Here is a 12,479-nt window from a genome sequence, read left to right on the forward strand (position 1 = left end):
GGAAGGACCGGCGGTCGGCGCCACCCTGAGCACCGCGCGGTGGAAAGTCATGCCCGTTCGCTACGCGAGGTGTCCCGAAGGCTGCCCACATCTCAATCACAGGTTCGTTTGGGTGTTCCTCCAGGGGCGCCGTCGACCTGCCTGGACGATGATCCGAGGCATGGCATCGCGCCCGACATGGGACAATGAAGTACGTGCTCTTCCCCCTGGCTGACCTGTCCGGGGACCACCTCTGATCGACTGGGATGTGCAGCACGTGCGTTTCCTCAACGACATCCAGCCCCCGTACGACCTGACGTACGACGACGTCTTCATGGTGCCGCGCCGCAGCGCGGTCGGATCGCGTCAGGGCGTGGACCTCAGCTCCCCGGACGGCACGGGCACCACCATCCCGCTGGTCGTCGCCAACATGACCGCCATCGCCGGGCGCCGGATGGCCGAGACGCTCGCCCGGCGCGGTGGCCTCGTGGTCATCCCGCAGGACATCCCGATCGAGGTCGTCACCGAGGTCGTCGCCTGGGTGAAGAGCCGCCACCTCGTGCTGGACACCCCGATCCGGCTGGCCCCGCACCAGACCGTCGCCGACGCGCTGGCCCTGCTGCCCAAGCGCGCGCACAACGCCGGTGTCGTCGTGGACGAGGCCCAGCGCCCGGTCGGTGTCGTCACCGACGCCGACCTGACCGGTGTGGACCGCTTCACGCAGCTCGCCGAGGTCATGTCCCGTGACCTGCTGCTGCTCGACGCGGACATCGACCCGGGCGAGGCGTTCGGCAGGCTGGACGCGGCCAACCGCCGCTACGCGCCCGCCGTCGACAAGGACGGCAAGCTCGCCGGCATCCTCACCCGCAAGGGCGCGCTGCGCGCCACGCTGTACTCGCCGGCCGTCGACGCGGACGGCAAGCTGCGCATCGCCGCCGCCGTCGGCATCAACGGCGACTTCGTGCAGAAGGCCAAGCAGCTGCTGGACGCGGGCGTCGACACGCTCGTCATCGACACGGCGCACGGCCACCAGGAGTCGATGATCAGCGCGATCAGGCAGGTGCGGGCCCTCGATCCGCAGGTCCCCATCGTGGCCGGCAACATCGTCGCCGCCGAGGGCGTCAAGGACCTCATCGAGGCGGGCGCCGACATCATCAAGGTCGGCGTCGGACCCGGCGCGATGTGCACCACCCGCATGATGACCGGCGTCGGCCGGCCGCAGTTCTCCGCCGTCATGGAGTGCGCCGCCGAGGCGAAGAAGTACGGCAAGCACGTGTGGGCCGACGGCGGTGTCCGTCACCCGCGCGATGTCGCGATGGCCCTCGCTGCCGGTGCGTCGAACGTGATGATCGGCTCGTGGTTCGCGGGCACGTACGAGTCCCCGGGTGACCTCCAGCAGGACGCCGACGGCCGCCTCTACAAGGAGTCGTTCGGCATGGCGTCCGCCCGCGCGGTCCGCAACCGCACGTCGGACGAGTCGGCCTACGACCGCGCCCGCAAGGCGCTGTTCGAGGAGGGCATCTCCACCTCCCGCATGTTCCTCGACCCGGCCCGCCCGGGCGTCGAGGACCTGATCGACTCGATCATCGCGGGCGTCCGTTCCTCCTGCACGTACGCCGGCGCCGCCTCCCTGGACGAGTTCGCCGAGCGCGCGATCGTCGGCATCCAGAGCGCGGCAGGCTACGCGGAGGGCAAGCCACTGCACGCGAGCTGGAGCTGATCAACTCCGTTCTCCGCGGCCTCTGTTGTCCCGGCGCAGGGGTGTTTCGGGGGCCGTGGGCGCGCCGCGGTGGTTGGCGTCCTGGGGCGAGCTGTTGCGCATGGGCTGGGGATGGCTAACCACCCTTCGTGCGGTCTCTGTTGTCTCGGCGTCCGGGGTGTTTCGGGGGCCGTGGGCGCGCCGCGGTGGTTGGCGTCCTGGGGCAAGTCGTTCCGCATGGGCTGGAGTTGGCCAACTCCTTTTCGTGCGGCTTCTGCTGTTCCGGGTGCCGTGGTGTTTCGGGGGCTGTCGGCGTGCTGCGGCGGTTACTGTCCTGGGCGAGCCGCTGCGCGTGGACTGGAGCGACCAACTCCTTTCTCCATCGCCCCTGTTGTCCCGGTCCCCGGGATATCCAGAGGCCGTCGGCGTGCCCCGGAAGCTACCGTCGGGCGTACGGAGATCGCCGTGTGCCGGGCCGCCGACGTGGCGTTGCTCGACCAGTGCATCGGCTCGCCGGGGGTCGTCTCGACTCGTGCCTGCCGGTTCGCGCGGCAGGAAACCGGCGGCGGCACCTGTCTCGTCGCCTGGCTGGATGGTCGGCCCGTCGGGCACGCGGAAGTGATCTGGGACGGCTGCGCGGCCCCCGAGGTGCGGGCCGCCCTGCCCGGCTGCCCGGAGCTCAACGGTCTCGCCGTGTGGCCCCCGCAACTGCGCTCGCGCGGCATCGGCGGCGCCCTGATCCGGCGGGCCGAGGAACTGGCCCGGGAACACGGCCGTACGGCCCTCGGCCTGGGCGTCGTGGCCGACAACCCGAGGGCCGCGGACCTCTGCGCCCGCCTCGGCTACCGGCCCCTGACGGACTACGTGGACCGCTGGTCGTACGAGGACCGTGACGGGGTGATCCGTGAGTGCGTGGACCCCTGCACCTTCCTCACCAAAGAGCTGCCGTCAGGCCCCCTTGACGTCAAGCGGCCCTGACGCAACGCTGCATCCATGACCACACCCCAGAGCATCGAACCCGAGCACACCCTCCTCACCGCCGTAGCCCGCCTCGACAACCTCCGTACCCGTGAGTCCCTCGCCGGTTTCGGCAGCGACGCGGAAGCCCTCGACCGCACCGAGACGCTGGAACTGCTCGCCCTGAGCGAGGTGGTCGCCCGCAAGGCCGCCTACGGCCGTCAGCTCACCGTCCGCGCGGCTCGTGAGTCCGGTGCGTCCTGGACGCAGATCGGGGCCGCGCTCGGCATGAGCAAGCAGGCCGCGTGGGAGGCGCACACGCGGTGGATCGACGCCCAGGCGGAGGTGTTCGGACAGCCCGGGCGGATCGGGTTCGACGAGGAGGACCTGGCCGCGGCGCGCACCCTCGCGGGGGAGCCGGACGAGGGCTGAACAGAACATCGCCGAAAACCGAACCAGGCATCGGCGAGGGCTGGACAGGGCATCGCAACGGGGCTCCGCGCCCCCCCGCAACGGCCGACAGTCACCCCGCACCGCCCAACAACCCACCCGCGACAGTTCAAGGGCTTCAGGTCCGGCAACTACGACCACTTCATGCCGCTGGGCATGGCCGGCGTCAGCGCGGCCGGAGCGACGCTCTTCTTCTCGTCCATCGGCTTCGACGCCGCCTCCACGGCCGGCGAGGAGGCGAAGAACGCGCAGCGCGACCTGCCCCGCGCGAACATGCTGCCCCTCGTCATCGTGACCGCGCTGTACGTCCTTGTCGCGGCCGTCGCCGTCGGCGCGAAGCCCTGGCGCCGCTTCAACGGCTCCGAGGCCGCCCTCACCCAGATCATGCGGGACGTCACCGGCCAGTCCTTCCGGGGCACCCTGCTCGCCGCCTGCGCGGTCATCGCCATCGCGAGCGTCGTCCTGACCGTGCTCTACGGCCAGACCCGCATCCTCTTCGCGATGTCCCGGGACGGGCTGGTCCCCAAGGTGTTCGGGAAGGTCCACCCGAGGACCGGGGCGCCGCGCGCCAACACCGTCATCGTGTCCCTGTTCTGCGGGGTCCTCGCGGCCGCCATCCCGCTCGGGCAGCTCGCGGACGCGACCAGCATCGGCACGCTCTTCGCCTTCGCGCTGGTCAACATCGCCGTCGTGGTGCTGCGCCGGACCCGCCCGGACATGTCCCGCACGTTCCGCGTACCGCTGTCGCCGGTGCTGCCCGCCGTCGGCTTCGGGCTGTGCGTGTGGATGATGGGCAGCCTCTCGGCCGTCACCTGGGTGGTCTTCGGAATCTGGATGGCCGTCGGGCTCGTGTTCTACTTCGTATACGGCCACCGCCGCTCCCGACTGGCACCCACCGCACCACCCGAGAAGTGATCGATCCACCGTGCTGAACGAACTCGACGAACGCATCGTGCACGCCCTCGCCGAGGACGCCCGCCGCTCCTTCGCGGACATCGGGCAGCTCGTCGGCCTGTCCGCGCCCGCCGTGAAGCGGCGCGTGGACCGGCTGCGGGCCACCGGCGCCATCACCGGCTTCACCGTACGGGTGGACCCGTCGGCGCTCGGCTGGGAGACCGAGGGGTTCGTCGAGATCTACTGTCGGCACAACACCTCCCCGGACACCATCCGCCGCGGCCTGGAGCGCTACCAGGAGGTCGTGGCCGCCTCCACCGTCACCGGCGACGCGGACGCGGTCGTCCAGGTCTTCGCCGCCGACATGCGCCACTTCGAGCGAGTCCTGGAGCGCATCGCGGGGGAGCCCTTCGTGGAGCGCACCAAGTCCGTGCTGGTGCTGTCCCCGCTGCTGCGCCGCTTCTCGTCGGGCTCGCCGACGTAGGGCGGCTGTCAGTGGAGCGCCGTACGGTCGAGGGCATGGCAGCACGGATCGATCTCACCCTCGACTGCGACGACGCCCCGCTCCTCGCCACCTTCTGGAAGGCGGCCCTCGGCTACGTCGACGAGCCACCGCCCGCTCCCTTCGCCACGCGTGCCGAGTGGGCCGCGCGGTTCGAGCCCGTGGACGACGACGCCGAGGACGACGGCGCCTGGCTCTGCGACCCCGACGGCGTCGGCCCGCGCCTGTCCATCCTCAAGGTCCCCGAGCCCAAGTCCGCGAAGAACCGGCTGCACTTGGACATCCGTGTGCCGGTGCGCGGCGGCCCGGAGGAGAGATGGGCGGCGATCGGAGCCGAGGCCGCGCGGCTGGTGGAAGCGGGCGGCCGGGTGCTCACCGAGTTCGACGGACACCATGTCGTGATGGCCGACCCCGAGGGCAACGAGTTCTGCGTGGCGGCCGGTTGAGCGCCCGAACCGCCCCCGGGCTCACTCCGCCGTCTTGCGTGCCAGCGCGTTGTTCCCTATCGAGTTGTGCACGCTGAAGCTCACCGCGTCCGAGCGGTAGCGGTCGTCCGACCACTCGACCGGGCGTCCCTCGCGGGTGGTTGTGACCCGGCGGACCCGGAGCAGGGGGCTGGTGCGGCGGATGCCGAGCAGCTCCGCGTCCTGGGCTCCCGCGGCGACCGCGTCGATGACGTGCTCGCCGTAGGCGAAGACCAACCCCGTGTCGTCGTACAGGCGTTGGGTCACCGACGGGCACTCCGGTTCGATCGCCTCGACGGCGGGGGAGATCCAGTCGGCGTACACCGTCCGCTCCAGGAGGACCGGCTCGCCGTCCAGGCCGCGGACCCGCAGGACGTGCAACACGGCTATCCCCGCGGTGAGTTGGAGGCGTACGGCGTCCTCGGCCGTGGCCGGGCGGTACTCCTGCGCGATCACGTGCCCGGTCGCCTCGCGCTCCATCGCGCGGGCCCACTCGGCGAAGCTGCGCAGTTCCGCGAAGCTCTGGCTGCGACGGCTGGCCAGCACCACCCGGCGGGCGCCCTGGCGGGAGCCGATCAGCCCCTCGGCGCTGAGGGCCGCGACGGCCTGGCGGACCGTGCCGCGCGAGACGCCGTACTGCGCCGCGAGGTCCGTCTCCGCGGGCAGCAGGCTGCCGACTGTGTACTCGTCGCGGTCGATGGCTCTGCGCAGCTCGTCGGCGATCTCCTCGTGTCGCGCCGTCATGCTTCCCCTCCGAGTTGGCCACTGTGCACAGCGTGAGCAGCGTAGTCGAGTTCCCTTGGTGATCCGTGTCAGTCAGGAGTGTGCAGAGAAGAAGGGGTCACGGTTTCGCCAATGTTTACGAACAAGACACCATCACCGGGCGTACTGAGGCCAACTTGTTCAGACAAGTTCTGCCGACAAGTGCTCCGCTTTTCTCCGCTCTGCTCTAACCCTCGTGCGCACCCCTGGAGAGACCGTGACCGTGTCCCCGCCGAGAAACGCCGTCCTGGGTGGATCCCTCGCCGTCGTCGCCGCGCTCGCCCTCAGCGCCTGCGGCGCCGCTCCCACCAACTCGTCGACCACCGCCGACGGCAAGAACGCCGCCACCGCCACCTCCGTCGCCGACTTCGGCGGCATGGACGCCCTGGTGAAGGCGGCCAAGAAGGAGGGCACGCTGCACGCCATCGCGCTGCCCCGCGACTGGGCCAACTACGGTGCCCTCATCGACGGCTTCACCAAGAAGTACGGCATCAAGATCACGGACGAGAACCCGGACGGCTCCAGCCAGGACGAGATCAACGCCGTGACCTCCCGCAAGGGCCAGGACCGCGCGCCCGACGTCCTCGACCTCGGCTCCTCCTTCGCGCTGAGCGCCGCCCAGCAGGGCCTGCTCGCGCCGTACAAGGTCGCCTCCTTCGACCAGATCCCCGCGGGTCAGAAGGACCCGAAGGGGCAGTGGTTCAACGACTACGGCGGCTACATCTCCATCGGCTGCGACGCGAAGCGCGTGAAGACCTGCCCGACCACCTTCGCGGACCTGCTGAAGCCGCAGTACAAGGGCCAGGTCGCCCTCAACGGCAACCCCACCAAGTCGGGTTCGGCCTTCGGCGGTGTGTTCGCGGCGGCGCTCGCCAACAAGGGCTCCTTCGACGACATCCAGCCCGGCCTGGACTTCTTCGCCAAGCTGAAGAAGAACGGCAACTACACGCCCGTCGAGTCGACCCCGGCCACCGTCGAGAAGGGTGAGACGCCCATCTCCATCGACTGGGACTACCTGAACGCCGGTTACGCCGACGAGTTCAAGTCGAAGGGCGTCGACTGGAAGGTGTCGGTGCCCAGCGACGGCCAGTTCTCGCAGTACTACTCCCAGGCGATCAACAAGGACGCCCCGCACCCGGCCGCCGCGCGGCTGTGGCAGGAGTACCTGTACAGCGCCGAGGGCCAGAACCTGTGGCTCAAGGGGTACGCGCGTCCGGCGCTGATGACCTCCATGGAGTCGGCCGGCACGCTCGACAAGACCGCCGCCGCCAAGCTCCCGCAGGTCTCCGGCACGCCGGCCTTCCCGACCGAGGCCCAGCAGAGCAAGGCCAAGACGGTCATCGCGTCCGGTTGGGCGAAGGCCGTCTCCGGATGACGGCCACGCTCACGCGGGCCGACGTGGGTGCCGCCGCTTCTGTGAAGCGGCGGCGCCGCGTCCCCAGTTGGATCGCCGTGGTCCCGCTGCTCGTGTTCGTCGCGGTCGCCTTCGGGGTGCCCGCCGTCGCGATGCTGAACGGCGCCTTCACCGTCAAGAACCAGACGACGGGCGCCACTTCGTACAGCACCGCCAACCTGACCGAATCACTCAAGGGCGCCTACCTCACCGCGCTGATCGGCAGCGTCAAGCTGTCCGCCCTCGCGGGCGCCCTCGGTACCCTGCTCGGGCTGCCGCTCGCACAGGTCGTCGTCACCTCCCGCTTCCGCGCGCTGCGCGAGGCCGTGCTCACCGCGTCCGGCGTCCTCGCCAACTTCGGCGGTGTCCCGCTGGCCTTCGCGTTCGTCGCCACCCTCGGCAACGCCGGTGTCCTGACGACCCACTTGGGCCTCAAGGACAAGGGCTGGGACCTCTACAGCTTCTGGGGCCTGGTCCTCGTCTACCTGTACTTCCTCATCCCGCTGATGGTCCTCACCATCACCCCGGCCCTGGAGGGCCTGCGCACCCAGTGGCGCGAGGCCGCCCAGAACAACGGCGCCACCGGCGTGCAGTACTGGCGGCACGTCGCCCTGCCGGTCCTCGCGCCGTCCCTGCTCGGCGGGTTCGTGCTGCTCTTCGGCAGCGCGTTCGCCGCGTACGCCACCGCCGCGGCCATGGTGGGCAGTTCGGTCCCGCTGGTCACCCTCCAGATAGCCGACGCGATCTCCGGCAACGTGCTGGTCGGCCAGGAGAACGTGGCCCTCGCCCTCAGCCTCGACATGGTCCTGGTCGCGGGCCTGGTCATGGCCGTGTACCTGCCCCTGCAACGACGGAGCGCGCGATGGCTGGACGCCTGAACCTCTGGCGGTGGGTCGTCCTCGGCCTCGCCGCCCTGTACTTCCTGGTGCCGCTCGCCGCGTCGGTGGTCTTCACGGTCGACGTGCCGGGGGAGGGCGTCACCTTCGACGCCTACACCCAGATCGTCTCCGCCGACGGCTTCACCTCCAGCCTGGTGCTCTCGCTGGAACTCGCCGCCGCCACCATCGCCGTCGTCCTGCTCCTCATGGTCCCGGCCATGGTCGCGCTACGGCTCGGCGCGCCCCGGCTGCGCCCCGTCGTCGAGGTCATCTGCTCGCTGCCGCTGGTGGTGCCGCCGATCGCATTCGTCGCCGGTATCGCCACCGTCCTCAAGTGGGGTCCCGACTACCTGTCCCGGACCCCGCTGTTCGAGACCTTCGTCGCCATCCAGAACCCGAGCTTCCCGTTCATCCTCGTCCTCGCCTACGTCGTGATGGCGCTGCCGTTCGTGTACCGGGCGCTGGACTCCGGGCTGCGCGCCATCGACGTGAAGACCCTCGTCGAGGCCGCCCGCAGCTGCGGTGCGAACTGGCCACAGGCGCTGGTGCGGACCGTACTGCCCAATCTGCGCGGGGCGTTGCTCAACGCGTCCTTCCTCACCCTGGCCCTGGTGCTCGGCGAGTTCACCGTGGCCCAACTGCTCGGTTTCCAGCCCTTCGCCGTGTGGATCTACAGCGTCGGCGGGTCCAACGCCCAGCTCTCCGTCGCCGTCTCCGTGCTCAGCCTGGTCGTCACCTGGGCACTCCTCCTCACGCTCGCCGGTGTCGGCGGGCGCGACAAAACCGCTTCGTCCCGGGGATGAACCATGACCGCCACCACGCTTGAGAAGACATCGACGGACAACGCCGCCACCGTCGAATTCCGGGGCCTGCGCCGGGAGTTCGGCCCCACGATCGCCCTCGACGGACTCGACCTGACCGTGCGGCCCGGCGAGTTCCTGGCCCTGCTCGGCCCCTCCGGCTGCGGCAAGACCACCGCCCTGCGCATGCTCGCCGGGTTCGAACACCCCACCTCCGGCGAGGTGTTGGTCGACGGCAAGGACGTCACCGACGTCCCCGCGCACCGCCGCGACGCCGGGATGGTCTTCCAGTCGTACAGCCTCTTCCCGCATCTCAACGCCCTCGACAACGTCGCCTTCGGCCTGCGCATGCGCAAGGTCCGTACGGCCGAACGGCGGTCCCGTGCGGCCGAGTTGCTCGACCTCGTCGGGCTCGGCGACAAGGGCGAGCGCTTCCCGCACCAGCTCTCCGGCGGTCAGCAGCAGCGCGTCGCCCTGGCCCGCGCGCTCGCCCTGCGCCCGCGCGTCCTGCTCCTGGACGAACCGCTCTCGGCGCTCGACGCCAAGGTGCGGCTGTCCCTGCGCGAGGAGATCCGCCGCCTCCAGCAGGAACTCGGCATCACCACCCTCTTCGTGACGCACGATCAGGAAGAGGCTCTGTCCATCGCCGACCGGGTCGCCGTGATGCGCGCCGGAAAGCTCGAACAGTGCGCCGCACCGGCCGAGTTGTACGGCCGCCCCGCGACCGCGTTCGTCGCCGAGTTCGTCGGCACGATGAGCCGGCTCCCGGGGCAGCTCTCGGACGGGGTCGTCGACGTGCTCGGCCAGCGGCTGCCGGTCGACGGCGAGGCACCGGCAGGACCCGAAGTCGACGTGCTCGTACGGCCCGAGGCGATCCATGTGCACGCCGACGAGGCCGGAGACGCGCGTGTCGTCGGCACCGCGTTCCTCGGCGCGGTCATCCGCGTCAGCGTACGACTCGGCGACGGCACCGAGGTCAAGGCCGACCTGCCCACGCACGAGGCCGCCACCCTGGGCGCCGGAGTCGCCGTACGCGTGTCGCTGCCGGAGCGGCCGGTCCTCGTGGCAGAACGCGTCAACCCGTAAGGCCCACCGGCCCGTTGTGAACCCGCAGTGAAAGAGAGAAACGTGACCCCCCACGCCCAACTCCCGCTCCAGGCCGTCCTGTTCGACATGGACGGAACGCTCGTCGACACCGAGCGGCTGTGGTGGGAGGCGGTCGAGCAGGTCGCGGGCAGAACCCTGACGGACGCGGACCAGCCGGAGGTGCTCGGCCGCCCGGTCGAGCACACCGCCGACTGGCTCGCCGAGGCCACGGGTGCCTCGGCGGCGGACCTCGCGGCAGCCCTGCACCGGGAGTTCGCCACCCGCGTCCGCACCGGCATCGTGCCCCGCCCCGGCGCGCTCGACCTGCTCGACGCCCTCGCCCGCGACGGCGTCCCCACGGCGCTCGTCACCGCGTCCCCCCGCGCGGTCGCCGACACCGTCCTCGACGCCCTCGGCGCCGGCCGCTTCGCCGTCTCCGTCACCGCCGACGACACCGGGCTCACCAAGCCCGCCCCCGACCCCTACCTCGCCGCCTGCCGCGCCCTCGGCGTCGACCCGGCGGCCTGCGTGGCCGTCGAGGACACCCAGACCGGCGTCAGCTCCGCCGAGGCGGCCGGCTGCGCGGTCCTCGCCGTACCGTCGCTGGCCCCGATCGACGCGGCCCCCGGCCGGACCGTACGGGACAGTCTCGTCGGGGTCACCCCGGCGGACCTGCGCGCGATGGTGACGCACCAACCGCCCTACGAGCTACGCGTGTTGACCTGGAACCTCTGGCTCGGCGGCAGCAAGGTCGACGATCACCGGACCAAGCAGCTCAAGGCCATCGCGGAGACCGGCGCGGACGTGGTCGGCCTCCAGGAGACCGGCGGCACCGCCGCCGGGGAACTCGCCGAGGCGCTCGGCTGGCACCACCACCGCGCCGGCGAGAACCTCGGCGTGATCAGCCGCCACCCGATCACCGCCCGCTTCGGCGACCCGGACGTCGGCTTCTACGGCGCCGCCGGGGTCCGGATCGCCGTCGCCGAGGGCCGCGAGGTCGACCTGTGGACCTGCCACCTCGACTACACGCCCTACGGCCCCTACGAGTCCGCCTTCGACGGGCTTCCGGCCGCCGAGCTGATCGCCCACGAGGAGGTACGGCTCGCCCAGATGCGGGATGCCCTCGGCCGGATCGCGGAGGTGGCCGACGACGCCGTCCCCGTCGTGCTGGTCGGCGACTTCAACAGCCCCTCGCACCTGGACTGGCCGGACGTGGAATGGCCGGTGACGAAGGCTGCGGCGGACGCGGGGTTGCGGGACTCGTACCGGGAGGTGCATCCGGACCCGGTCGTGGAGCCTGGGTACACCTGGTCGCCGATCCATCCGGTGCACGAGGACGGCAGTGGGCGCGTCGAGCCGCAGGATCGTATCGACTACGTCCTGTACCGGGGGCTCACCGTGTTGGACTCCCGGACGTTCATGGTCGGCACGCCTAGCCCCTGGCCGGATGTGGCTGGTAACTGCTGGCCGTCGGACCATGCGGCTGTCCTCACGGTGTTTGCGGTGCCTCGCGGGTAAGTGCCGCGCTGGAAGGTCCGTTGCCGGCTGCAGGTTCGTTGTGGCTGGGCGCGCAGTTCCCCGCGCCCCTTGGGGCGCCGGCCTTCAGAGGGTCAGAAAAGGATCAGGGGTTCCAGAAGAACGACACGTGGGCGCGGTCGAAGCGGTGCTCGGCCAGGTCCTGGCGCGGGATCACCCAGTGCAGCGTGGAGCCCTCTCGCCCGGTGAGACCGATGTCCCACTGGGCGAGCAGGGTCCACTCCTCGGGAGCGGGCAGTTCCGTGGCGTCGGCGGACCCGGGCGCCGCCTTGGCCCGGTGCCGGCGTGCCTGTTCCGCCTCCGCCGCCGCGTCCGTGACGGGGTCCGTCTCCGTGCACTCCTGGGAGGCGTATCCGCCGATGTGCAGCGGTCCGTCGACGACGATGTCGCCGTAGGTCTCCTCCCACACCTCGGCCAGGTCCCAGGCGCGGGGATGGCCGGGAAGCGTGTCGATGCCCTCGTCGGGGTCCGGGGACGGGGCCAGGAAGTGGTGCGGCAGGGAGATGTCGGGGGCCAGCCGCAGTTCCTCCCGCGGGTACTGCTCGTGGACGGCGAGCGTGTCGGTGTCGTCGAAACCGTCCCCCTCCTCGCCGTGGACGCAGGGGTACTTCGTGTTCCGCTCCTCGACGGGTGTCCCCTCGGGGATGTGTATGACCTCTCCGGCCGTGCCGCCGTAGTACGTCATCTCGGGGAAGCCGAAGAGCAACAGGCGGCCGTCGGGGGGCAGTTGGAGGCCCGTCGTGTTCTCGGGGAGCGCCGCGCAGTCGAGGGTGGCGAGTAACGGGAACCAGGGGTCGGGGGCGTCGGCGGGCAGCAGCAGCGGTCCGCCGAACCTGCCGACGACCGGCCCGTCCCCGCCGGTGACGAGGGTCCCGGACGGACGGGCGGTGGCGATCCACCGCTCGACGTCCTCGGACGGTATCCCGCGCCCCAGTGCTTCCGCCCGGAACGGCGCGAGCCGGTCGATCAGGTCAGGATTCATGGGCGGAAACCTACGCCCGGGGTCTGACAACGGGTCCGCCGCATCCGAACGACCGGTACCGACCAGGCACGCAACGAATCGCCGCCCCGCCCCGCCC

12 protein-coding genes and 1 pseudogene are annotated in these 12,479 nt (G+C 71.0%); 11 read left to right on the forward strand and 2 right to left on the reverse strand.

Annotated elements, in window-relative coordinates:
* The first annotated feature begins 256 nt into the window (after positions 1 to 256).
* From OG226_RS39730 to OG226_RS39755, 6 genes and pseudogenes are all read left to right on the forward strand, one after another.
* Positions 257 to 1,699 carry a GuaB1 family IMP dehydrogenase-related protein gene (locus tag OG226_RS39730; RefSeq protein ID WP_328686568.1) on the forward strand — a complete coding sequence of 481 codons (1,443 nt, stop codon included), beginning with the start codon at positions 257 to 259 and terminating at the stop codon, positions 1,697 to 1,699.
* Between the two features lie 444 nt (positions 1,700 to 2,143).
* The gene (locus tag OG226_RS39735; RefSeq protein ID WP_329351654.1) at positions 2,144 to 2,656 is read left to right on the forward strand and encodes a GNAT family N-acetyltransferase; all 513 of its coding nucleotides are present in this window, start codon (positions 2,144 to 2,146) and stop codon (positions 2,654 to 2,656) included.
* Between the two features lie 15 nt (positions 2,657 to 2,671).
* Positions 2,672 to 3,067 carry a hypothetical protein gene (locus OG226_RS39740; RefSeq protein ID WP_328684555.1) on the forward strand — a complete coding sequence of 132 codons (396 nt, stop codon included), beginning with the start codon at positions 2,672 to 2,674 and terminating at the stop codon, positions 3,065 to 3,067.
* Between the two features lie 129 nt (positions 3,068 to 3,196).
* Positions 3,197 to 4,000, forward strand: a pseudogene (locus tag OG226_RS39745) (amino acid permease); the annotation flags it as partial.
* Between the two features lie 10 nt (positions 4,001 to 4,010).
* The gene (locus OG226_RS39750; RefSeq protein WP_019059706.1) at positions 4,011 to 4,463 is read left to right on the forward strand and encodes an Lrp/AsnC family transcriptional regulator; all 453 of its coding nucleotides are present in this window, start codon (positions 4,011 to 4,013) and stop codon (positions 4,461 to 4,463) included.
* A 35-nt stretch (positions 4,464 to 4,498) separates the two neighbouring features.
* A complete protein-coding gene (locus OG226_RS39755) occupies positions 4,499 to 4,927 on the forward strand; it encodes a VOC family protein (protein ID WP_328684556.1) in 429 nt (142 codons plus the stop codon).
* A gap of 21 nt (positions 4,928 to 4,948) precedes the next feature.
* Here OG226_RS39755 and OG226_RS39760 read toward each other — a convergent pair whose 3' ends face one another.
* Positions 4,949 to 5,689 (reverse strand): GntR family transcriptional regulator, encoded by a 741-nt coding sequence (locus OG226_RS39760; protein ID WP_329351656.1) that lies wholly within the window; start codon positions 5,687 to 5,689, stop codon positions 4,949 to 4,951.
* Between the two features lie 235 nt (positions 5,690 to 5,924).
* On the opposite strand from OG226_RS39760, the gene OG226_RS39765 reads away from it, so the two are divergent.
* From OG226_RS39765 to OG226_RS39785, 5 genes are read left to right on the forward strand one after another with little or no spacing between them, the layout of a single operon-like run.
* Positions 5,925 to 7,082, forward strand: a complete 1,158-nt coding sequence (locus OG226_RS39765) for an ABC transporter substrate-binding protein (RefSeq protein WP_329351657.1) — start codon at positions 5,925 to 5,927, stop codon at positions 7,080 to 7,082.
* Entirely contained in the window at positions 7,079 to 7,978 is a 900-nt protein-coding gene (locus tag OG226_RS39770; protein WP_328684559.1) for an ABC transporter permease, read from the forward strand. The genes OG226_RS39765 and OG226_RS39770 overlap by 4 nt, the downstream gene beginning before the upstream one ends.
* Positions 7,963 to 8,781 carry an ABC transporter permease gene (locus tag OG226_RS39775; protein ID WP_318015143.1) on the forward strand — a complete coding sequence of 273 codons (819 nt, stop codon included), beginning with the start codon at positions 7,963 to 7,965 and terminating at the stop codon, positions 8,779 to 8,781. Before OG226_RS39770 ends, OG226_RS39775 begins: the two co-directional genes overlap by 16 nt.
* A gap of 3 nt (positions 8,782 to 8,784) precedes the next feature.
* Positions 8,785 to 9,864, forward strand: coding sequence for an ABC transporter ATP-binding protein (locus OG226_RS39780; protein ID WP_328684560.1), 1,080 nt, complete (start codon positions 8,785 to 8,787; stop codon positions 9,862 to 9,864).
* 42 nt (positions 9,865 to 9,906) lie between these two features.
* Entirely contained in the window at positions 9,907 to 11,382 is a 1,476-nt protein-coding gene (locus OG226_RS39785) for an HAD-IA family hydrolase (RefSeq protein ID WP_328684561.1), read from the forward strand.
* A gap of 103 nt (positions 11,383 to 11,485) precedes the next feature.
* Here OG226_RS39785 and OG226_RS39790 read toward each other — a convergent pair whose 3' ends face one another.
* On the reverse strand, positions 11,486 to 12,382 hold the full coding sequence (locus OG226_RS39790; RefSeq protein WP_328684562.1) for a DUF1963 domain-containing protein: 897 nt from the start codon (positions 12,380 to 12,382) through the stop codon (positions 11,486 to 11,488).
* Between the last annotated feature and the right edge of the window lie 97 nt (positions 12,383 to 12,479).

It is taken from the genome of Streptomyces sp. NBC_01261 (assembly GCF_036226385.1).
GTDB lineage: Bacteria > Actinomycetota > Actinomycetes > Streptomycetales > Streptomycetaceae > Streptomyces.